Genomic DNA, 21887 nt, shown 5'->3' with positions numbered 1-21887 from the left:
CGTCGCTGCCGTTTCGTCATCTGACACCTCTTGCTGTCTAAGCTATAGGTGTCCACCGATTTAGGGGAGGCTCAGAAACTTTCCGCGGAGGGACTCTGGATTGCTTCGCTGCGCTCGCAATGACGATGTGGAGAGACCGCCCTACCCCGCCTCGTCCGTCACCATCCGCGCCACGACGCGGTCGCGGCGGATGAAATGGTGCCACAGGGCGGCGATCACGTGAAACGCGATCAAGGCGAGCAGCACATAGGCAAAGAGGATGTGGCGGTCTTCATAGACGCCCGCTGCCGCGCGGTCGGGAGCGGTGAATTGCGGCACGTGAAACAGGCCGAAGAAGTCCGAATAATCAGGTGCGTGCGCACCGGAATGCGCCCAACCGAGTATGGTGACGACGATGACGGCGAGGTAGAGCGCGCCGTGACTGACATGGGCCGCGATCTTCTGCCAGCGCGAGGTCTCGGCCGGCATGGCGGGCGTCGGGTTGATGAGGCGCCAGACCAGGCGCAGCACGGTGAGCAGCAGGATCACATAGCCGATATCGGCGTGGATCGAACGGTAGAAGAAGCGGTCGGGACGCGCCGGCATGTGGTTCATCCACCACCCGAAGCCAATCATGCCGATGATGGTCAGCGCCAGACTCCAGTGCAGCCATCGGGAAATGCTGCCCCAGCCGTTGCTGGTATTTCTGATCATGTCGGCTCTCCGGAGTTTTGCGGGCCTGTCCCTATCCGCACCGCAGTACGGCAGCTGATACCGGGACCATGCGGCAATCGCGAAATTGAATCCATCCAAATTGGCCCTCAGCGCCCCTGCCGCAAAACCGCCCCAAAAACCGAATGGTAACCATGTCCGGCTAGAGTGATCACGTGACCAATTCTCCGACGATTCTGGTGTTCGATTCCGGCCTTGGCGGGCTCACGGTCCTGCGTGAGGTCGTGGCCGCGCGCTCCGACGCGCATTACGTCTACGTCGCGGACGACGCCTTCTTCCCCTATGGCCACCACAGCGAGGACGCGATCATCGCCCGCGTGGTGCCGTTGATGGGGGAACTGATCGGCACGCACGATCCTGACCTCGTCGTCATCGCCTGCAACACGGCGTCTACCCTGGTCCTATCGCACTTACGCGCCGCTTATTCCTTGCCCTTCGTCGGCACGGTGCCGGCGATCAAGCCGGCCTGCGCGCAGTCGAGAAGCCGGCGGGTGTCGGTGCTCGGCACCAAGGGCACGGTGAAGCGCGAATACACCAAGGCACTGATCCGCGATTTCGCGCAAGGCTGCGAGGTGACGCTGGTCGGCTCGCCCGAGCTGGCCGCGCTGGCTGAAGCCGAGCTCAGCGGCTCTCCCGTCAGCGACGACGCCATCCTCGCCGAGCTCGCCCCGTGCTTCGTCGGCGATGCCGGGGACGCAGGCGCACGCACCGACACGGTGGTGCTCGCCTGCACCCATTACCCGCTGCTGCTCGACCGGCTGAAACAGCTCGCGCCCTGGCCGGTCGACTGGATCGATCCGGCGCCCGCGATCGCTCGCCGCGTCTCGGATCTGCTCGGCCCGCACACCGGCGGCATCGCGCAATCCGGCGCTGAGATGATCTTCACCTCGAACCGAGCGCATGGCCTTTCGGCCATGCTGACGCCGTTCTTCGGCGGCCGCATTCCGGCCTGACCTTGCGCCTCGACGGCGCGCTGCTAGGCTCCGCCGTCGTCGTTTCCTGCAGGTTCTTTCCCATGTCCGTCCCGACCACGCCGCTCAACCGTCTCCGCCAGCTCTGGCGCGAGGGTCGTCCCGCCTTCGGCGCGATCGCGACGATCCCGAGCGTGCAGACCGTGCAGATCATGGCGCGCTCACTCGACTGGATCATCGTCGATCTCGAGCATGGGCCGATTGGATTAACCGAAGCACATGCGATGATCGCGGCCACCACCGGCACACCGTGCACACCGCTGGTGCGGATCGCGGCGAACGAGCCATGGCTTGCGAAGGCACCGATGGACATCGGTGCCTTCGGCATCAATTTCCCGATGATCACCAATCCCGCGGAGGCCGAGAAAGCGGTGCGCAGCGTGCGCTATCCGCCACGCGGCGATCGTCTCTGGGGTCCGTTCCATGCGCCATTCCGCTGGGGCCAGTCGATGCCGGACTACATGGCCAGTGCCGACGACGAGATGATCTGCATGATCACCATCGAGCACGTCGACGCCGTCAACCGCATCGACGAGATCATGGCGACACCGGGCATCGACGTCGCCGTAATCGGCCCCGGCGATCTCGCCACCTCCATCAACAAGCGCGGCCAGATGGACGATCCGGAATTGCTGGAGCTGGTGGCGCGGGCCGAGGCCGGCATCCTCAGAAGCGGCGTGCCGATCGGCGGCGTGGCGCGCACCGCAGACCAGGCCAACGCCTTGGTGGACCGCGGCTACCGCGCGATCGCGCTCGGCTTCGACTGGTCGCTATTCCAGCGCGGCATCATGGCGGGGTTCGAGGGGATCAAGCGCTGACGGCAAAGCCGATTGCCACCTTGCCGGGAACTGCTGCGCTGCTAGGCTCAGTCGTTCCAGGGAGGAAAAAACCATGTTCAAAAAGACTTTGCTCGCTCTCGCTTTTACCGGCCTCGCTGTTGCGGCCTTCGCCCAGCAGCCCGGCATCAAACGCACCCCGCTCCAGAAGGTCGAATTTCCGGATGGCTACAACACCATCACGGCCATCGCGGAGGTCCCGGCGGGCGGCGCGGCCGGTCGCCATACCCATCCGGGCATCGAGACCGGTTACGTGCTCGAAGGCGAACTCAATCTCCTTATCGACGGGCAGCCGGAAAAGACGCTGAAAGCTGGCGATTCCTACCAGATCCCGGCAGGCGTCGTGCATGACGCCAAAGCCCACGGCGATAAGGCTATGAAAGTGCTTGGGGTTTACATCGTCGATAAGACCAAGCCGCTGGCCTCGCCGGCACCCTGATGCGGCGAACCGACCGGCCCCACGCGGGTTGGTTCGTGCTAGAGCAGGCGGCGAGCGGGAACCCCGCTCGCTGCACAAACTTTAATCAGGGGAAACCAAAGAGCGATGCGCGGGACGCCCAAGACCATTTCGCTGCCGCGTCGCCTGATTGTCGACCTCATGCACGCCTCGATGGGCGTGCCCTTCGTGTCCCTGTCCCGTTCGCTCGATATCGGCCCTCTGCTGGAGGCCCGCGCGGGCGCGATGGCGCCAGCCGGCTGGGCGGCCATGTTCGTCAAGGCTTTTGCCCTGGTCGCCAGGGACGAGCCGGTCCTGCGTACCGTCTATGCCAAATGGCCCTGGCCGTCGCTTTACGAACTGCCGAAGAGCGTGGCGTCGGTGGCCATTGCCCGGGTCGAGGGCGGCGAGGAATGCGTGATCCCGCAGCGAATCGTCGCTCCCGAGGCCATGACGCTGGCTGCGGTCGATGCCGAGATCCGGCACGCCAAGACCGCCCCGATCGACGAAATTCCCATGTTCCGCAAGATCATGCGGGCGACCCGCCTGCCGCTGCCGCTGCGGCGGCTGTCCTGGGCGATAGGACTGAATTTCGGCCGGCAGCGCGGCAACTGGTTCGGCAGCTTCGCGGTGAGCTCGGTGGCCGCCTATGGCGGTGGCGAGCTTCACCCCATCACGCCCGGACCCTTCATCGTCAGCTATGGGGTGGTCGGGCCTGACCAGACCATCCATGTCGTGATTCGTTGGGATCACCGGGTCACCGACGCCGCCCCCATCGCCCGGGTCCTGACGCGGCTGGAACAGGTCCTGAACACTGAAATCGCTGCCGAATTGCGGGCGGCCGGGTCAAAGCCGATCCGGGCGGTCGGAACGTGATTCCAGGCCATTCGCATTGACAGCGAGCCCCAAATCCCCCTAAAAGCCGCTTGCTCGCGGGCCGATTTCGGCCCGCGAAGCGTTTCGCGACCCGTGGTCCTGTCCCTTAAGCTTTGGGGATCGGACCTGTCAGTGCCGGGCTAGCCCGTCACACAGGAGGGCGCGTTTCCTCAAACCAAGTACCTGAAGAGGACGCGATGACTAAGCGCAGTGAGGCGAAGTACAAACTCGATCGCCGTATGGGCCAGAACATCTGGGGCCGCCCGAAGAGCCCCGTGAACCGCCGCGAATACGGCCCCGGCCAGCACGGCCAGCGCCGCAAGGGCAAGCTCTCCGACTTCGGCGTGCAGCTGCGCGCCAAGCAGAAGCTGAAGGGTTACTACGCCAATATCTCCGAGCGTCAGTTCCACAGCATCTATGTCGAAGCCAGCCGCCTCAAGGGTGATACCGGCGAGAACCTGATCGGCCTGCTCGAGCGCCGTCTCGACGCGGTCGTGTACCGCGCCAAGTTCGTCTCGACGATCTTCGCCGCGCGCCAGTTCATCAATCACGGCCACGTCAAGGTGAACGGCCGCAAGGTCAACATCTCGAGCTATCTGGTCAAGCTCGGCGATGTGATCGAGGTCAAGGAATCCTCCAAGCAGCTCGCTCACGTTCTCGAAGCCAGCCAGCTCTCCGAGCGTGACACCCCCGACTATCTCGAAGTCGACCACGGCAAGATGACCGCGAAATACATTCGCATCCCGCACCTCTCGGACGTGCCGTTCCCGGTGCAGATGGAGCCGCATCTGGTCGTCGAATTCTATTCGCGCTGATAGTCGGCAGATCAATCGCTCAAAGGCCCCGGTTCTCCGGGGCCTTTTTGTTTGATAGCATGCCTTCGATGTCTCGCACGGCCGACCAGTTCGCCAACACTCTGCCTTCGGCAGCGCCGACTAAAGCGGCGCTTCGAGCATGGGAGGCCCTCTCCCGCGACGAGCAGATCTGCCGATATCAGGGGCTGCTCGCTCTGCCTGATTGCAATATCTTTACGGCCGACACGCCAGGCGAAATCCTTCTCGCCGCGCGGCAGCGCGTCACTCAACGTTCTCGTGGCTAGTTCAGGTCCTTGAGAAACGCACGCAATACGTCGCAACGATTCGACTAGGTGAAATGACGAGACCAGCCATGCTCTACACCCCTTCCCCGATCGATCCCAAGGCGCCGCCGGTGCGCATCAATTTGCTCTCGGACACACAGACCAAGCCGACACCTGCGATGCGCGAGGCGATGGCGCGGGCGGAGGTCGGCGACGAGCAGGTCGGCGACGATCCGACCGTGAACGCCCTGTGTGCGCGCGTCGCCGAGCTGCTCGGCAAGGAAGCCGCGGTGTACATGCCGTCAGGCACGATGTGCAACGTCACCGCGACGCTGGTGCATTGCCGCCCCGGCGACGAGATCCTCGCGCATGAAAGCGCGCACATCATCGCGCGCGAAGGCGGGGCGCATGCCGCGATCGGCGGCTTCCAGGTCACGCAATTGAAGGGACCCGACGGCCAGTTCACGCCGGAGACGTTCCGCAAAGCGCTGCATCCGCGCACCCGCTACCAACCGCCGCAGACCGTGGTCAGCGTCGAGCAGACCGCCAATATCGGCGGCGGCACGATCTGGAAGAAGGCCGCGCTCGACGAGATCGTCGCGATCGCGAAACAATATGGCCTCGTCACCCACATGGACGGCGCGCGCCTGCTCAACGCCACTGTCGCGAGCGGCATCTCGCCGCGCGACATGACCGCGGGCTGGGATTCGGCCTGGATCGACTTCTCGAAAGGCTTGGGCGCGCCGATCGGCGGCGTGCTGGCGGGCTCGCGCGCCTTCATCGATGCGGTCTGGCAGTGGAAGCAGCGGCTCGGCGGCTCGATGCGACAGGCTGGAATCTGTGCCGCGGCCTGCATCTACGCGCTCGACCATCACGTCGAGCGGCTTGCCGACGATCACGCCAATGCGCGCGCTCTCGCCCGCGGGTTGTCGCAGATCGCAGGCGTCGAGGTGCAGGAGCCCGAGACCAACCTGGTGTTCTTCAAGCCCGATGGTGCCGGCATTCCCGGCGACAAGATGGTCGCGGCGCTGCGCCAGCGCGGCGTCACGCTTGCGATGATGGACGGCCGCATCCGCGCCTGCACCCATCTCGACGTCAATGCGGCCCAGGTCGAGGAAACGATCGGCTACGTCCGAGAGATCGTGCGCGGAGCGTAGGCCCCGTAGCCCGGGTGAGCGCAGCGATACCCGGGACTTCACTCGCAGGGTCCCGGATGTCGCTGCGCTCATCCGGGCTACGCAAACCGCAAAAAGACTCTACCGCCCCATCGCCTGGTAGATCAGCGTCTTCAGCGCCAGTTGAATCCGGCCACGCTGCGTCGGGGTCTGCACCATGAAGATCCCGAACAGGTCGTCCTCGGGATCGATGAAGAAGAACGTGCCGCCGACGCCGTCCCAGCGATATTCGCCGAGCGGCCACGCCGTCCCAGGGGGCACCGAGGTGCGCACGGCGAAGCCGAGTCCGAAGCCGGAAGATCCACCCGGATAATAGTTCTGGTCGCGCGCGATCTTCGTCTCCGGCCCGATATGATCCGAGGCCATCAGCGCGATGGTCTCCGGCTTGAGATAGCGTCGGCCCTCATAAGTGCCGCCGTTGAGCAGCATCTGTGCGAAGCGGGCGTAGTCGCCTACCGTGCCGACCATGCCGCCGCCGCCCGATTCCCAGGTCGCGGGCCGCCTGATGTCGCGGAGCTGCGTCGTCGGATTGATGTAGCGATCCTCCGGCATCGGCTCGGCGATGCGCGGGAATTTGGCAGGATCTGCGACGAAGAAAGCCGTCTCGGTCATGCCCAGCGGATCGAGCAGCCGCTCCTTCTCGAATTGCAGCAGCGTCTTTCCCACGATGATTTCGACGACGCGGCCGAGCACGTCGGTGGAATAGCCATAGTCCCACACCGTGCCCGGCTGCTCGACCAGGGGCAGCGTGGCGACCTTGGCGGCGAATTCGGCGTTGGTCAGATTGCTGTTGAAGAGATTGGCGTCCGCATAGAGCTCGCGCACCATGCCGCCGCCGTAATAGCCGTAAGGCAGCCCTGAGGTGTGGCGCAGCAGATCCTTGATTGTGATGGGTCGCTCCGGCGGCTCCAGCGCCAGCGCGACCTTGCCGTCCTCGGCCTTCTTCTCGATGCCGACCTTCATGCCGGAAAAGGCCGGAATGTATTTCGAGACCGGATCGTCGAGCGAAAGTCTGCCCTCCTCGACCAGCATCATCGCCATCACGGAAGTGACCGGCTTCGACATCGAGTAGAGGCGGAAGATCGTGTCCGCGCTCATCGAAATTTCGGTCGCGACGTCGCGGACGCCGAAATTCTGGTAATACACCGGCTTGCCGTGCTGCTGAAGCAGCAGGATGGCGCCGGGGATCTTGCCGGTGGCGACCTCGTTGCGGATGTAGTCGGAAACCTTCGCCAGCCCCGCGGGCGAGAGCGTGCGGACCGCAGGTCTCTCGGAACCCGCCTTCGCAACGATGCCGCCGGCGAGAAGAACGAGTGCCGCGATCAATGCGCGGCGCCCGAACATGTCAATTCTCCATCGCTTCATAGACCAGCTGCTTCAATGTCCGCTGCACGCGCTGGCGCTCGGTCGGGGTCTGCTCCAGCAGCACGAAGAACATGTCCTGCTTGGGATCGATCACGAAATAGCAGCCGGAGGCGCCGTCCCATTTCAATTCGCCGAGATCGCCGGGCGGCGGCGGTTTTGCGTTGCCGGGATCGGTGCGGACCGCAAGTCCGAGACCGAAGCCGAAGCCATCGCCGGGGAAGTAGAAATAATCGCGATCGACGCCCGACTTGGGGCCAATCTGGTCGGTGGCCATCAGCTTGAACGTCTCGGGTTTGAGAATGGTCTTGCCGTCGAGGCTGCCGCCGTTGAGCAACATCTGCGTAAAGCGCTCATAATCCGCCATGGTCGTAACCATACCGCCGCTGGCGAACTGGATCTTTTTGACGACCGTCGGATCATTGATCCGCCCGACCCGGAAATCACTGTCGTTCGGCACCGGCTGCGCCAGCAGCTTCTGCTTGTCGGGATCGGTGACGAAGAAGCCGGTGTCGACCATGCCGAGGGGGTCGAGCAGCTTCTCCCGCTCGATCTCGATGAGCGGCTTGCCGGCCGCGACTTCCATGACCCGCGCCAGGATGTCGGTGGAATGGCCGTATTGCCACAGCGCGCCCGGCTGGTTGTGCAGCGGAAGTTTTGCGATGCGCTCGGCGAACTCGGCGAGGTCGAAATCGCCGGCATAGATGTTGGCTTCGCGATAGGCCTTGCGGACCAGGCTGTCGCCGTAGAAGCCGTAGGTGACGCCCGAGGTGTGCGTCATCAAATCGTGCACCGTCATCGGCCGGTTCGGCGGCACGAGCTCGAGCGACTTGGTGCCGTCCTCGGCTTTCTTCTCGACGCCGACTTTCACATTGGCAAAGGACGGAATGTATTTCGAGACGGGATCGTCGAGCTTGATCGTACCTTCCTCGATCAACTTCACTGCGACGACGGACGTGATCGCCTTGCTCATCGAGAACAGGCGGAAGATCGTCTTGTCGGTGATCGGCGCCTTGCTGACCGCGTCCTGCACGCCGAAGACTTCGTGGTAGACCGGCTTGCCATGTTGCTTGATGAGCACATTTGCGCCGGCGATCTTGCCGGTCGCGACCTCGTTCTTGAAGAACTCGGTGACTTTGGCGAGCTTGTCCTGGTTGAAATGCGCGCCGGCCGGAATCTCGTAGGTGCCCTCCGCCCGCGCGAACGACATCGTACCCAACGATACAAGCGCGGCGCAGACCAGCGCGCGCAGTCCAGACTGTGAAATCATATCCCCTCCCCGGAACATGGCCCGGCGGAGTGTACCGACCACGTCATCAGGCACAAGGGCCGCCGTACTGCGCCAAAACGTCCGCGTGCAGAGCCGCGCTCTTTTCCGAGAAACAACAAAATATGACGTCGGCGACCAGCGGCGCGGCCTGCAGGGCTTCAATGGTCGCATGGACCGCAATCTTCGCGGCCTGGTCGGCCGGAAAGCCGTAAACCCCGGTCGAAATCGCGGAGAACGCCACGGACGTCAGCTGATTGGCCTCACAGAGCTCGAGCGCACGGCGATAACAGGAGCCCAGCGCCTCTGCCTCGCCGCGAGTGCCCCCGTGCCAGACCGGGCCGACCGCATGGATCACATGGCGCGCAGGAAGAAGGTAACCCTTGGTGATCTTGGCATCGCCGGTCGGGCATCCTCCGAGCTTCCGGCACTCGGCGAGAAGCTCGGGCCCGGCCGCCCGATGGATCGCGCCATCCACGCCGCCCCCACCCAGGAGCGACGTGTTGGCCGCGTTGACGATGGCGTCAACGCTCAGCGTGGTGATGTCAGCAACGATGACCTTGAGCTCCGCGCCGCCGATCCGGCGCGTCAGCTGGGTCATGTATCAGGCCGCGACAGCGACGCCCTTTTCGGAGAAGAGCTGCTGCAATTCACCAGCCTGGAACATCTCGCGGACAATGTCGCAGCCGCCGACGAACTCGCCCTTCACATAGAGCTGCGGAATGGTCGGCCAGTTCGAATAGTCCTTGATGCCGTTGCGCAGTTCGGCGGATTCGAGAACGTTGAGGCCCTTATAGCCGACGCCGATGTGGTCGAGAATCTGGACGACCTGGCCGGAGAACCCGCATTGCGGAAATTGCGGTGTGCCCTTCATGAACAGAACCACGTCGTTCGACTTCACTTCGTTGGCGATAAATTCCTCGATGCTCATATCCGTGTCCTTCTGGGCGGAGCCCACTCCAATCGCTTCGGGCTGGCTCAGCCGATTTAACCCGATCCCTGCCTATATATGTAGCCCAAACCGTTGTGCATCCAAAGTAAAATGGCGGCGAGCGGCCCCTGGGCGGACCGCTCTCGGCAGCAGCGGCCCATTGCATGATGCCACGAATATCATCGCCAGGGAGGACTTTCATACCGTCACGGAGCCCCTATCTAGGACGAACCCGGCGTTTTGGAACCCGGCAACGCCAACAACGTTCTCTTGTCCTGTCTGGAGAAAAACGTGACGAAACAAGCCTCCGCTACGGCCCCCGCCCCGTCACCGTCGGCCGATTTGGGCGGCCTTGCCCAGAGGCTGGAGGACGCGTTTCTCACCGTCCGCGACGAGACCGAGCGCAGGGCCGCGCCGCTGTCGCCGGAGGACCAGCAGATCCAGTCCATGCCGGACGCGAGCCCGACGAAATGGCACCGGGCGCACACCACCTGGTTCTGGGAGCAGTTCGTGCTCGGCGAGCACTGTGCGGGCTACCAGCCCTTTCACCCTGACTTCGCTTTCCTGTTCAATTCCTATTACGTCAGCGCCGGTCCGCGCCATTCCCGCAATCACCGCGGCGACATCACCCGCCCGAGCGCCGATCAGGTCGGCGCCTATCGAAAATATGTCGACGCTGCCGTCGTGAAATTCTTCCGCGACGCCGGCGAGGACAAGCTTCGCGAGATCGCGCCGCTGGTCGAGGTCGGCCTCAATCACGAGCAGCAGCATCAGGAATTGATGGTCACTGACATCCTGCACGCTTTCGCGCAGAACCCGATCCCGCCGGCCTATGATCCGGACTGGCGCTTCCCGGCCGCGACGCCGGCCAGTGAGGATTGGCTGACGCTGAACGAAGGCATCCACACCGTCGGTCACGTGGATGACAGTTTTCATTTCGACAACGAGAAGCCGGCGCATCGCGCCCTCGTCGGCCCGGTCAAGCTCGCGCGCAATCTCGTCACCAATGGCGAATGGCTCGCCTTCATGCGGGACGGCGGCTACCGGACCGCAACGCTGTGGCTGATGGACGGTTTTGCAGCCGTCAACAACGAGGGCTGGGACGCCCCCGGCCATTGGCGCGAGATCGACGGCCAATGGCATGTGATGACGCTGGCCGGCCTCAAGCCGGTCGATCCTGACGCGCCCGTCTGCCACGTCAGCTATTACGAGGCTGACGCCTTTGCGCGCTGGGCCGGAAAACATCTGCCGACCGAGATGGAGTGGGAGGTCGCGGCCCGCGCGGGCCAGCTCAACGATGCCTTCGGCATCGTCTGGCAGTGGACGCGATCGTCCTACTCGCCGTACCCCGGCTATCGCGCCATCGAAGGCGCGCTCGGCGAATACAACGGCAAGTTCATGGTCAACCAGCTGGTGCTGCGCGGCTCTTCGCTTGCAACCCCGGAGGGGCACAGCCGTATCACCTATCGTAACTTCTTTTATCCGCACCACCGCTGGCAATTCACGGGACTGCGGCTCGCCGACTACGAGTAAAATTCTCATCCGACGACAAATGCGCGCCGGACAGCGCGTTCAGGAGAGTATCATGAATGTGCACGCCAGCGCTTTGGCCGAAGCCCATCTTCCCGACGAACAAACCACCGCCTTCGCGCGCGAGGCCATTGAGGACCTCTCGCAGCAGCCCAAAAAGCTGTCGCCGAAGTATTTCTATGATGCGGCCGGATCGGAATTGTTCGAAGCGATCACACGGCTGCCGGAATATTACCCGACGCGCACGGAGCTGGCGATCCTGAAGGAGCGGGGCAGCGAGATCGCAAAGATCATTCCGGAGCACGCCGCCCTCGTCGAATTCGGCGCAGGCGCGACCACAAAGGTCCGCCTGCTGCTCAACCAGTGCAAGTTCGCGGCCTATGTGCCCGTCGACATCTCTGGCGACTTCCTCACGGCGCAGGCAAACGGCCTGAAGCGGGATTTTCCGTCACTCGGCATCTACCCGGTGGCGGCCGACTTCACCACGCCGTTTGAGCTGCCCAAGGCGGTGGCGACGATGCCCAAGGTCGGGTTCTTCCCGGGCTCGACCATCGGCAATTTCGAGCCGCATGAAGCGCAGGCCTTCCTGAAGAGCGCGCGCGCCATCCTGGGCCGGGGTGCGCAGATGATCATCGGCGCCGACCTCGAGAAGGAGGAGCGTCTGCTCCACGACGCCTATAACGATGCCGCCGGCGTCACCGCGCGCTTCAACCTCAATGTGCTGGTGCGGATCAACCGCGAGCTCGGCGGCAATTTCGACCTCTCCGCCTTCACCCATCGCGCGATCTACAATCGCGAGCGGCACCGCATCGAGATGCACCTGATCAGCAAGAAGAGCCAGACCGTGCGCCTGCTCGGCACCAGCTTTTCGTTCCGCGCGGGCGAGAGCATCCACACCGAGAACAGCTACAAATACAGCCTCGAGCGTTTTGCCGCGCTGGCGCAGGGCGCGGGCTGGCGTGTGCGTGAGAGCTGGACCGATGCCGCGAAGATGTTCTCGGTGCACGCGCTGGAGGCGGCGGAGTAGAAATTCCTCCGTTTCCTGCGGCGCATCCTTCGAGACGCCCGCCTTAGGCGGGCTCCTCAGGATGAGGACGGTATCCGTGGCAGCAGTTTCGACGGGCACCGGCGCTGATTAGCCTCATCCTGAGGAGACCGCGGGGCGGTCGTCTCGAAGGACGAGGCGTTCAAGTCAGGCGCTACCGCGGTCCGTGCTCTGATGCTCCTCGGCTTCTTCCGGCGTCGATCCCAGCGAAACCGACTCCCATACCGCAACAACGATCATGATCACCGTCGCGGCGACCGACAGCCATAGCGGGGACAGCTCGGCGGCGAACCACGACAGCGCCGCGAGCGCGATGATGCCAATCCCATGCGAGAGCTGGAGGAAGCCGCGGATCGCGTGCTTGAACAGGATGGTGCCGACCAGGAACAGCAAGGGACCGCCGATCGTGCTCACGATGGTCCGGATATCTGAATGCCCGACCGGATGCTTCAGCACGAGCTCGTCGGAGACCGCGGTCAGGATGATGCCAGCGACGATCGGCATGTGCAGATAGGTGTAGGCGAGCCGCGCCAACCGGCCGGATTCGGCGGATTTCGAGATGCGCTCGGCGCCGGCCTCGGCGCCCTTGTGGAAATAGACCCACCACATCGCAATGCTGCCGACCAGCGCGGAGACGAAGGCCAAAATGTTGTCCGCGGTCCAGTCCAGCTCGGCAAAGGTCGCGCCGTTGACGACGACGGCCTCGCCAAGCGCGATGATGACGAACAGCGAGCAGCGCTCGGCCATATGGCCGCCCTCGACTGCCCAGGCCTCGACCGACGAGAAGCCCAGCTTGGGGACCCAGAAGCGCACCGCCGGCGAGATGTACTCGATCGTCAGTGCCACGATCCAGAACCACAGCCGCGCCTCGTCATGGGTGAGGCCGCCGAGGATCCAGAAGATCGCGGAGACCGAGAGCCACGTCAGGATGCGGATTGCATTGTGCCGGACCGCAGTTCGATGCCGCGGCGTTGCAAACATCCAGAAGGCTGTGCGCCCGACCTGCATCGTTGCGTAGGCGATCGCGAACCACAGGCCCCGCCCCTCGAACGCGGTCGGGATCGTCGTGGACAGCACGAGACCGCCCAGCATCATCAGGAAGATCAGGATCCGGACCGGCGTCCGTTCGGGATCGAGCCAGTTGGTGACCCAGGCGGTGTAGACCCACACCCACCATACCGCGAGAAACAGCACCGCGACATGCACCGCACCGAGCGGCGTGAAATGGTGCAGCAATGTGTGCGAGACCTGCGTGATCGCGAAGACGAAGACCAGGTCGAAGAACAGCTCGGCATTGGTGACGCGGCTGTGCTGGTTTGGCAGGATGACGCGAAACATCGCGCCGCGCGGATTGTCCGCAGCCATCGTCATCCCCCCGTCACGAGCAGATCAGGCGCCCGGCACACCGGTTTGCAGCGCCAGCGCATGCAGCACGCCGCCCATCTGGCCGCGCAGGGACTGATAGACGATCTGGTGCTGCTGGACGCGGGACTTGCCGCGGAAGGTTTCCGAGATCACGGTCGCGGCATAGTGATCGCCGTCCCCGGCGAGGTCACGGATGGTCACCTCGGCATCGGGGATCGCCGCCTTGATCATCGCCTCGATATCGTGGGCGTCCATTGGCATTCGGGTCGTGCTCCTGTCTCGGCTGCAATCAGCCTTGTCGTCGAATCGCTGCCGGGGTCCGGATATGCAAAGCCGGCGGGCCCAAACTTAGCGTGAACGGCCTTCTACGTCACGCCTTCCGGCACTATATCGGTGATCCGATCTGGATAAAGCCACGACAAAGTGCCGCGCGCGGCAGAGTGATCGAAAAAGGCGTGAAATCATGAAGCTTCCAGGGCCCGACCACCCCATCACCATCACCCCAAATCCCAGGCGCGTCCGCGTCACGGCCGGCGATATCGTGATCGCCGAGACCACCAAGGCGCTGACGCTGAAAGAGGCGAAATATCCGGCGGTGCAATATGTGCCGCGACAGGACGCCAATATGGCGCTGCTGGAGCGCACCGACCGTGTCACCCATTGCCCCTACAAAGGGGATGCGAGCTATTACAGCGTCAAGGCCGACGGCAAGACGCTGGATAACGCGATCTGGACCTATGAGGCGCCCTTTCCCGCGATGACCGAGATTTCGGGCCATCTCGCCTTCTATCCGGACAAGGTGAAGATCGAGGAAGTGGGGTAAGCCCACATAGGGCCTGCTGTCATGGCCGGGCTCGTCCCGGCCATCCACGTTCTTGGCTGCCGCGGATACAAAGGACGTGGATGCCCGGGACAAGCCCGGGCACGACGACTGGGAATGCTGACGCGAGCCCCGCTACGCCCTGAATATCGTGAGCCCCAGGATCAGTAGCACCAGGAAAATCGCGACGAACACGTAGAACAGGAAGCGGGCGATGTCGGCGGAGGCGGCCGAGATGCCGGTGAAGCCGAGCACGCCGGCCACGATCGAGACAAGTAGGAAGATCAGCGCCCATTTCAGGATCGTCATCGCCAGCTCCGAAATTGTACCGCTTGCCGCGGTCCCAAGCCCTTTTGGCGAACGCTAACTTCGTCGCAGGGAACTGGTTCCTAGCGGTCTCGAGACCTGCGGGCGTCCCAAACGACCCTTGCTGAATCCGGTTCCCGGCGGCAAAGTCCGGCCGGGGGCGGAAAGCGCGACCGGGGCGGCCACGATGACGATGTCACATTCAGCGACGATCGGCGCAGAGGCGCACGCAGTGCCGAAGGCCAAGGCGCGCAATCTGTCGCTCGATCGCGCCCGCACCTTCCTCACGCTGGTGGTGCTGCTGCACCACGCCGTCATTCCCTACACCTATTTCGGGCACACCGATCCGGCGTCCTGGATCGGCTTCGACATCGTCGTGCTGGCCACCGACAGCTTCTTCATGGCCATGTTCTTCTTCCTGTCAGGACTGTTCACCTGGCCGGGCATCGCGCGCAAGGCGCCGTCAGTTTTTCTCCGCGACCGCCTGTTGCGGCTCGGGCTGCCGTTCGCGATCGCGGCGTTCACCGTGATTCCCCTCGCCTATTACGCGATCGCACTGCGGCACGATCCCGGGCTGAGCTTCACGGCGTTCTGGTGGAAGACGATCACGGTTGGCCCGTGGCCGAGCGGCCCGATCTGGTTCGTGTGGGTGCTGCTGGCGTTCGACCTGACCGCGAGCCTGCTCTACCGGGTCTCCGCGCATCTGGTCGACCCGGGCAACCGCGTGTCGCTACGCGGATTCGACCAGCCGGCCGTATTCTGGCTGCTGCTCGTCGTCGTCACGACAATCGCCTACGTGCCGGCGCTGCTCTATTTCGGCGGAAGCAAATGGTTCGAGCTCGGGCCGTTCTCGGTGCAGGCGAGCCGCATCCTGCTCTACTTCGCCTATTTCTTCATCGGCGTCAGCGTTGGAGCGGCGAACTTCGATCGCGGCATCCTCAGCGCCGGCGGCCAGTTGCCGAAACAACGCTGGCTCTGGGTGATCGCCACGCTGATCCCCTACTGCCTGATGTGGGGCATGATCTACATCAAGCGCGAAGTTCTGGGCAATCCAGACCCGCAGCCGCACTGGTATCAGGCGATCTACGGCACGTTCTTCGTGCTGTTCTCAGGCTCGATCCTGCTCGCGATCCTCGCCTTCTTCCTGCACCAGAAGTCGCCGGGCCCGAACCTGCTCGACCGCATGCAGGCGGATGCCTACGGCATCTTCCTGGTGCACTACCCGATCGCGTTGTGGATCCAGTACGCACTGTACGACTACAGCTGGCCTGCGATCGTGAAAGCCACGATCGGCTTCGTGCTCACGGTGATCCTGAGCTGGGGACTGACGGCGGGCTTGCGGAAGATTCCGGGGGCGTCGCACGTGCTGTGAGGCACGATACCCGTAGCCCGGATGAGCATAGCGATATCCGGGAAACCTCACGACAAAGACCCGGATGTCGCTTCGCTCATCCGGGCTACCGGTTCAGCGCCTCAGGCCGCTTTCCCGCCCATATACTCCGGCAGCCAGCGCTCGAACGATGCCCTGAGCGTGTCGATCGCAACAGGCGCTTCGCCCGCGATCGCGATCGCGTCGCCGCCGGTGGTACCGATCCGCACGCAGGGCACCTCGCAGCCGCGCATCTTGGCGAGCACGCGGCCGGCTTCCGTCTCAGGCACGGTGACGAGATAGCGCGCCTGGTCCTCGCCGAACCAATAGGCCTGAGGCACCAACGCGGTCGGCGCCGCCAGCAGCTTTGCGCCGATGCCGCTCGCCATCGCCATCTCGGCCAGCGCGATCAGAAGACCGCCGTCGGAGAGATCGTGCACGGCGGTCGCAGTGCCCGCATGGATCATGCCGCGCACGCAGTCGCCGTTGCGCTTCTCGGCTGCGAGATCGACCGGCGGCGGCGCCCCCTCCTCGCGACCGCAGATGTCGCGCAGGTAAACGGACTGACCGAGCCAGCCGTGAGTTTCGCCGATCAGGAGGATCGCCTCGCCTTCGGCCTTGAAGGCGAGCGAGGCCGACTTGGTGAAGTCGTCGAGCAGGCCGACGCCGCCGATGGAGGGCGTCGGCAGGATCGCGCGGCCGTTGGTCTCGTTGTAGAGCGAGACATTGCCGGAGACGACCGGGAAGTCGAGCGTGCGGCAGGCTTCCGAGATGCCCTTCAGGCAGCCGACGAACTGGCCCATGATCTCGGGCCGCTCGGGATTGCCGAAATTGAGATTGTCGGTGATCGCAAGCGGCTTGCCGCCGACCGCAGTGATGTTGCGCCAGGCTTCCGCCACGGCCTGCATGCCGCCTTGATAAGGATCGGCCTCGCAATAGCGCGGCGTCACGTCGACGGTCAGCGCGAGGCCCTTCGGGCCGTCCTGCACGCGCACCACCGCGGCATCGCCGCCGGGACGCTGCATGGTGTTGCCGAGAATGACGTGGTCGTACTGCTCCCAGACCCAGCGCTTGCTGCACATGTCGGGCGTGCCGATCAGCTTTTCGAGCGCGGCACCGAGATTCATCGGCGCCGCCACTTCGCGCGCATGCACGACAGGCAAAGCGGCGGAGGGGACATGCGGGCGGTCATAGAGCGGCGCCTCGTCGCCGAGTTCCTTGATCGGCAAATCGGCCATGACGTCGCCGCCATGCTTGACCACAAAGCGCTTGCTCGGCGTGGTGTAGCCGACCACGGCGAAATCGAGGCCCCACTTCTTGAAGATCGCCTCGGCCTCTTTCTCCTTCTCGGGCTTGAGCACCATGAGCATGCGCTCCTGACTCTCCGAGAGCATCATCTCGTAGGCGCTCATGCCGATCTCGCGCGTCGGCACCGCATCGAGATCGAGATCGACGCCGAGATCGCCCTTGGCGCCCATCTCGACCGCCGAACAGGTCAGACCCGCCGCGCCCATGTCCTGGATCGCGATGACGCAGCCCTTCTCCATGATCTCGAGGCAGGCCTCTAACAGCAGCTTTTCGGCAAAGGGATCGCCGACCTGGACGGTCGGGCGCTTCTCTTCGGACTTGTCGTCGAACTCGGCCGAGGCCATCGAGGCGCCGTGGATGCCGTCGCGGCCGGTCTTGGAGCCGAGATAGACGATCGGCATGTTCACGCCGGAGGCGGCGGCATAGAAGATCTTGTCGGTGTCGGCGAGGCCGACCGCCATCGCGTTGACGAGAATGTTGCCGTCATAGCGGGTGTGGAAGCGGACCTGACCACCGACCGTCGGCACGCCGAAGGAATTGCCATAGCCGCCGACCCCGGCGACGACGCCGGAGACGAGATGCCGCGTCCTGGCATGCTCCGGTGCGCCAAAGCTCAGCGCATTGAGGCAGGCGATCGGGCGCGCGCCCATCGTAAAGACGTCGCGCAAGATGCCGCCGACGCCGGTGGTCGCGCCCTGGTACGGCTCGATGTAGCTCGGGTGGTTGTGGCTCTCCATCTTGAAGACCACGGCCTGGCCGTCGCCGATGTCGATCACGCCGGCATTCTCGCCCGGGCCCTGGATCACCCAGGGCGCCTTGGTCGGCAGGCCCTTCAGATGGAGGCGCGAGGATTTGTACGAGCAGTGCTCGTTCCACATCGCCGAGAAGATGCCGAGCTCGGTGAAAGTTGGCTCCCGCCCGATCAGCTTCAGAATGCGCTCATACTCGTCCGGCTTGAGCCCGTGGGCGGCAATAAGCTCGGGAGTGATCTTGGGTTCGTTCTTCATGGATTCGAGGCTTTCGACGGCGGTGGGCCGTTCTTAGGAACATCGGACGGCTTGGAAAAGCCCTTTATGGCGCATTTTCCCGCTGTCCCACGTTTTGCGGCCGGGGGCTGCGGGAACAGGAATTGCACAGCGTGGACAGATCGGATTTAAGGGCAAACGACTCGCAATTGAAGGCCCATTTCCTTGCACGAATTGACCAAAGCGCCCCCGCCCCGCCGCCCCGACCTCCACGTCGCCACCGATGGGGAATTCCAGGGCTGGCGAACCTGGATTCGCGACAGTTTTGAGAGCCATATCGGCCCGTTCTGGCACAGGATCGAGGACGACGGCAGCGTCCGCTCGGCGTTCCGGGTCGAGGAGAAGCACCTCAACGGCTCCGGAAACGTCCATGGCGGCTGCTTCATGGCATTCTCCGACTATTGCCTGTTCGCGATCGCCACCCACGAGCTGGATGGGCCGGCCGTGACCACCAATTTCGCCTGCGACTTCCTCGACGCGGCACGCGAAGGCGAGCTGATCGAATGCGTCGGCGAGGTCTCCCGCGCCGGCGGCTCGTTGATCTTCCTGCGCGGCAAGCTGACATCAGGCGGGCGGCCCCTGTTCACCTTCTCCGGCACGATCAAGCGGGTGAAGCGGAAGCCGGCACCACAGCCAAACGCATAGCTCGCCGCCTTCCCTTTTGGCGCCCCGTCGCCCAGACTTGGGTCCAGCGCTGTCGCGCCGGGAGCAACACCAAGGTGCCGGAGAGCACACCGCCGACGGGTCGCGCCTCGGCCTCGCCGCTGCCGTCCATGCCCGCCACCAGCGCGCGCAACTGGCGTGACTATGCGCTGCTGGTCGCGCTGGCCTGCTGCTGGAGCTCAACCTATCCGCTGGCCAAGCTCGCGCTGGATACGATCCCGCCTGTGACCTTCATCTCGGCGCGCTCGCTGATCGCGGCCGCCTTCCTGTTCGCGATCCTGTGGATGCGCGGCGTCAGGATTCCGACCGATGCGAAGGCCTGGAAGCTGTTCGCGACCCAGCAATTGATCAACTCGACCTTTCCGTTCCTGATCATCACCTGGTCTCAGCAATATGTGCCGGCGTCGAACACGGTGGTGCTGGCCTCGACCACGCCGATCTTCGCCTTCCTGATCACCTCGCTGATCACGCGGCACGAGCCGGCAACGCTGCTGAAGCTCTTGGGCGCGATTCTCGGACTTGCCGGTACCATCGTCATCGTCGGCCTTGATGCGCTGCGCGGCTTCGGGAGCGAGATCGTGGCGGAGATCGCCATCCTGCTCGCCACCATCTCGTTCGCCTGCGCCACGATCTTCGGCCTGCGGCTGTCCGAATACGATCCGATGGTGGTGGCGGCCGGCTCGCTGCTGTTCGGCGGCCTCGTGCTGCTGCCGCCTTCACTGATCATCGACCAGCCCTGGACGTTGCACCCGACGCCGACCGCGATCACAGCCACCATCGTCATGGGCATCGTCTCCAGCGCCCTGGGGCTGATGCTGTTCTACATGTGCCTGGGACGGCTCGGCACGCTGACCACGAACGCGCAAGGCTATTTGCGCATCCCGATCGGCGTCGGCCTCTCCGTGCTGCTGCTCGGCGAGAGCGTGCCCTCGAACCTGGCGCTGGGCCTGGTGCTGGTCATGGCGGGCGTCGCCGCGATGACGGTGCCGACGGAACGGCTGAAACGACGCTAGCTATTACTTGGCGTCGTCCGCCAGCATCTTGCGATACTTCTCGACGTCGCGCGTCACGAGCTTCTGAAGCACCTCGGGCGTGTGCTCGTCGGGATCGGGTGCCACGGTCGAAAGATCGGCGAACCGTTTCTTCACCGCGTCGGTTTCCACGGCCGTACGCGCGGCGGCATTCAGCTTGGCGATGACCGCCGGCGGGGTGCCCTTGGGCGCGAACAGGCCGTTCCAGCCCTGCGCTTCGAATTCGGGCAGGCCGGCTTCGGCTGACGTCGGCAGGTCGGGCACTGTGGCGAGCCGGACGGTCGAGCCGACCACGAGCCCGCGCGCCAGCTTCTCGTTGATCGACTGCGAGACGGAGGCTGCCGCATCGCAGACGCCGTCGATCTGGCCGCCGATCGCGTCGGTGAGCGCGGGCGCGGCGCCGCGATAGCCGACCAGCGTCGCGTCGATCCCGGCGGCTGTGACGAAGCTCTTGCAGATCAGGTAATTCGAAGAGCCGACGCCGGCATGGCCGAGATTGATCTTGCCCGGATTGGCCTTGGCGTAGGCGATGAACTCTTTCAGGTCCTTTGCCGGAAAATCTTTGCGCACGGCGATGATGCCGAACGTCTTCGCCACCATGGCGATCGGCACGAAGGAGTCCGGCGTGAACGGCAGTTTTGGATAGATCGTATAAGTCGCGGCGTTGGTACCGGCATTGCCGATCGCAATGGTGTAGCCGTCGGGCTCGGCGCGGGAGGCACGCGCCAGTGCGGTCGATCCGCCGGCGCCGGCGACGTTCTCGATCACGATGGTCTGGCCGAGCGCGATGCCCATCTGCTCGGCAACGGTGCGCGCGATCACGTCGGAGGTGCCGCCAGCCGCGAACGGCACGATCATGGTGACGGGACGCTTGGGGAAATCCTGCGCGAGCGCGGCTGTCGCGAACGTAACGACGGCGACAGCGGCCGGCAGCCGCTTCAGCACGAACGCAATCACGCGGCTTTTTCCAGATGCGCGGTGAGGCCAGCGAACAGACCGCGGCCGTCGGTGCAGCCCATGATGTCTTCGACGTGGTTTTCCGGATGCGGCATCATGCCGAGCACGTTGCCCTTGTCGTTCACGATGCCGGCGATGGATTGCGCGGCGCCATTGATGTTGCTGACATCGTCGATCGTGCCGTCGGCCGAGCAGTAGCGGTACAGCACGCGACCCTCGCCTTCGAGCCGCTTGATAGTCTCCGCGTCCGCCGCATAATTGCCCTCACCATGCGCGATGGGCACGCGGATCACCTGCCCCGCATTGTAGCCGCGCGTGAACGGCGTGTCGGAGCGCTCGACGCGGAGATGCACGTCGTGGCAGATGAATTTCAGCCGCGCATTGCGCATCAGGACGCCGGGCAAGAGACCGGACTCGCAGAGGATCTGAAATCCGTTGCAGACGCCGAGCACGAGGCCGCCCTTGGCCGCATAATCGCGCACCGCGTCCATCACCGGCGCCCGCGCCGCAATCGCGCCGCAGCGCAGGTAATCGCCATAGGAGAACCCGCCGGGCACCACCACGAGGTCGGTACCATCAGGTAGCGACGTCTCGGCATGCCAGACCATTGTGGGCTCGCTGCCCGAGATCAGCCTCAAGGCACGCGCCATGTCGCGCTCGCGGTTGATTCCGGGAAAGACGAGGATGGCGGCTTTCATGGCAGAGGTTCCGAACGAGGATTGAATGGGGCTGGCACGGCTGCCAAATCGGCAGCAGACATAACCATTTGACGGGGATTTTACCAGTGCTAGCCTTGCCCGCGAGCGTTGTGCACAGGCCATAGCC

The 21887-nt window shown here is 64.2% G+C and carries 23 protein-coding genes; 12 read left to right on the top strand and 11 right to left on the bottom strand.

The genetic code is table 11. The features are described 5' to 3' along the window. Nucleotides 1-141: 141 nt before the first annotated feature. On the bottom strand, nucleotides 142-693 hold the full coding sequence (locus tag AC0L30_RS01875; RefSeq protein ID WP_219684975.1) for a cytochrome b: 552 nt from the start codon (nucleotides 691-693) through the stop codon (nucleotides 142-144). Between the two features lie 173 nt (nucleotides 694-866). On the opposite strand from AC0L30_RS01875, the gene murI reads away from it, so the two are divergent. From murI to AC0L30_RS01845, 6 genes are all read left to right on the top strand, one after another. Then, on the top strand, nucleotides 867-1664 hold the full coding sequence (murI, locus tag AC0L30_RS01870; protein ID WP_007602323.1) for a glutamate racemase: 798 nt from the start codon (nucleotides 867-869) through the stop codon (nucleotides 1662-1664). 62 nt (nucleotides 1665-1726) lie between these two features. Beyond that, complete coding sequence (locus AC0L30_RS01865) at nucleotides 1727-2500, top strand: HpcH/HpaI aldolase family protein (RefSeq protein WP_473403690.1); 774 nt, start codon at nucleotides 1727-1729, stop codon at nucleotides 2498-2500. A gap of 73 nt (nucleotides 2501-2573) precedes the next feature. After that, nucleotides 2574-2957 (top strand): cupin domain-containing protein, encoded by a 384-nt coding sequence (locus AC0L30_RS01860; protein WP_219684978.1) that lies wholly within the window; start codon nucleotides 2574-2576, stop codon nucleotides 2955-2957. 105 nt (nucleotides 2958-3062) lie between these two features. Then, on the top strand, nucleotides 3063-3830 hold the full coding sequence (locus AC0L30_RS01855) for an acyltransferase (protein WP_473255816.1): 768 nt from the start codon (nucleotides 3063-3065) through the stop codon (nucleotides 3828-3830). 197 nt (nucleotides 3831-4027) lie between these two features. Next, nucleotides 4028-4645: a 30S ribosomal protein S4 gene (gene rpsD / locus AC0L30_RS01850; protein WP_007602315.1), complete on the top strand. Its 618-nt coding sequence runs from the start codon at nucleotides 4028-4030 to the stop codon at nucleotides 4643-4645. Nucleotides 4646-4997: 352 nt separating this feature from the next. Further along, entirely contained in the window at nucleotides 4998-6065 is a 1068-nt protein-coding gene (locus AC0L30_RS01845) for a threonine aldolase family protein (RefSeq protein WP_473403689.1), read from the top strand. 99 nt (nucleotides 6066-6164) lie between these two features. Here AC0L30_RS01845 and AC0L30_RS01840 read toward each other — a convergent pair whose 3' ends face one another. From AC0L30_RS01840 to grxD, 4 genes are read right to left on the bottom strand one after another with little or no spacing between them, the layout of a single operon-like run. After that, nucleotides 6165-7427 carry a serine hydrolase domain-containing protein gene (locus AC0L30_RS01840; protein ID WP_473403688.1) on the bottom strand — a complete coding sequence of 421 codons (1263 nt, stop codon included), beginning with the start codon at nucleotides 7425-7427 and terminating at the stop codon, nucleotides 6165-6167. 1 nt (nucleotide 7428) lies between these two features. Beyond that, on the bottom strand, nucleotides 7429-8715 hold the full coding sequence (locus AC0L30_RS01835) for a serine hydrolase domain-containing protein (protein WP_473403687.1): 1287 nt from the start codon (nucleotides 8713-8715) through the stop codon (nucleotides 7429-7431). Between the two features lie 46 nt (nucleotides 8716-8761). Then, entirely contained in the window at nucleotides 8762-9313 is a 552-nt protein-coding gene (locus AC0L30_RS01830; protein ID WP_473403686.1) for an O-acetyl-ADP-ribose deacetylase, read from the bottom strand. Between the two features lie 3 nt (nucleotides 9314-9316). Continuing rightward, complete coding sequence (grxD, locus tag AC0L30_RS01825; RefSeq protein WP_007602294.1) at nucleotides 9317-9643, bottom strand: Grx4 family monothiol glutaredoxin; 327 nt, start codon at nucleotides 9641-9643, stop codon at nucleotides 9317-9319. A 240-nt stretch (nucleotides 9644-9883) separates the two neighbouring features. On the opposite strand from grxD, the gene egtB reads away from it, so the two are divergent. Further along, nucleotides 9884-11176 carry an ergothioneine biosynthesis protein EgtB gene (gene egtB, locus AC0L30_RS01820; RefSeq protein WP_354128077.1) on the top strand — a complete coding sequence of 431 codons (1293 nt, stop codon included), beginning with the start codon at nucleotides 9884-9886 and terminating at the stop codon, nucleotides 11174-11176. A gap of 52 nt (nucleotides 11177-11228) precedes the next feature. Continuing rightward, nucleotides 11229-12200, top strand: coding sequence for an L-histidine N(alpha)-methyltransferase (gene egtD / locus AC0L30_RS01815; protein WP_007602290.1), 972 nt, complete (start codon nucleotides 11229-11231; stop codon nucleotides 12198-12200). Nucleotides 12201-12365: 165 nt separating this feature from the next. Here the strand turns inward: egtD and AC0L30_RS01810 are convergent, their stop codons facing one another. Next, nucleotides 12366-13583 carry a low temperature requirement protein A gene (locus tag AC0L30_RS01810; protein WP_473403685.1) on the bottom strand — a complete coding sequence of 406 codons (1218 nt, stop codon included), beginning with the start codon at nucleotides 13581-13583 and terminating at the stop codon, nucleotides 12366-12368. A gap of 24 nt (nucleotides 13584-13607) precedes the next feature. Beyond that, nucleotides 13608-13844 (bottom strand): BolA/IbaG family iron-sulfur metabolism protein, encoded by a 237-nt coding sequence (locus AC0L30_RS01805; RefSeq protein WP_007602284.1) that lies wholly within the window; start codon nucleotides 13842-13844, stop codon nucleotides 13608-13610. 202 nt (nucleotides 13845-14046) lie between these two features. Between AC0L30_RS01805 and AC0L30_RS01800 the strand changes: the two genes are divergently transcribed. Continuing rightward, nucleotides 14047-14406 carry a DUF427 domain-containing protein gene (locus AC0L30_RS01800; RefSeq protein ID WP_027567668.1) on the top strand — a complete coding sequence of 120 codons (360 nt, stop codon included), beginning with the start codon at nucleotides 14047-14049 and terminating at the stop codon, nucleotides 14404-14406. A 132-nt stretch (nucleotides 14407-14538) separates the two neighbouring features. Here the strand turns inward: AC0L30_RS01800 and AC0L30_RS01795 are convergent, their stop codons facing one another. Continuing rightward, nucleotides 14539-14712 carry a DUF1328 domain-containing protein gene (locus AC0L30_RS01795; protein WP_007602280.1) on the bottom strand — a complete coding sequence of 58 codons (174 nt, stop codon included), beginning with the start codon at nucleotides 14710-14712 and terminating at the stop codon, nucleotides 14539-14541. Nucleotides 14713-14902: 190 nt separating this feature from the next. On the opposite strand from AC0L30_RS01795, the gene AC0L30_RS01790 reads away from it, so the two are divergent. Further along, entirely contained in the window at nucleotides 14903-16081 is a 1179-nt protein-coding gene (locus AC0L30_RS01790; protein WP_354159305.1) for an acyltransferase family protein, read from the top strand. 101 nt (nucleotides 16082-16182) lie between these two features. Here the strand turns inward: AC0L30_RS01790 and purL are convergent, their stop codons facing one another. Further along, a complete protein-coding gene (gene purL, locus AC0L30_RS01785; RefSeq protein WP_473403684.1) occupies nucleotides 16183-18393 on the bottom strand; it encodes a phosphoribosylformylglycinamidine synthase subunit PurL in 2211 nt (736 codons plus the stop codon). Nucleotides 18394-18576: 183 nt separating this feature from the next. Between purL and AC0L30_RS01780 the strand changes: the two genes are divergently transcribed. Further along, the gene (locus AC0L30_RS01780) at nucleotides 18577-19056 is read left to right on the top strand and encodes a PaaI family thioesterase (protein WP_473403683.1); all 480 of its coding nucleotides are present in this window, start codon (nucleotides 18577-18579) and stop codon (nucleotides 19054-19056) included. A gap of 74 nt (nucleotides 19057-19130) precedes the next feature. Then, a complete protein-coding gene (locus AC0L30_RS01775; protein ID WP_473403682.1) occupies nucleotides 19131-20087 on the top strand; it encodes a DMT family transporter in 957 nt (318 codons plus the stop codon). Nucleotides 20088-20090: 3 nt separating this feature from the next. Here AC0L30_RS01775 and AC0L30_RS01770 read toward each other — a convergent pair whose 3' ends face one another. Next, a complete protein-coding gene (locus AC0L30_RS01770) occupies nucleotides 20091-21062 on the bottom strand; it encodes a tripartite tricarboxylate transporter substrate binding protein BugD (RefSeq protein ID WP_473403681.1) in 972 nt (323 codons plus the stop codon). Then, entirely contained in the window at nucleotides 21059-21760 is a 702-nt protein-coding gene (gene purQ, locus AC0L30_RS01765; RefSeq protein WP_219684989.1) for a phosphoribosylformylglycinamidine synthase subunit PurQ, read from the bottom strand. Before purQ ends, AC0L30_RS01770 begins: the two co-directional genes overlap by 4 nt. Nucleotides 21761-21887: the final 127 nt, after the last annotated feature.

The organism is Bradyrhizobium sp. MI1.11, from assembly GCF_055811255.1.
The sequence above is the reverse complement of the archived record's forward strand: the minus strand, read 5'-3'. Positions and strand labels throughout refer to the sequence as shown.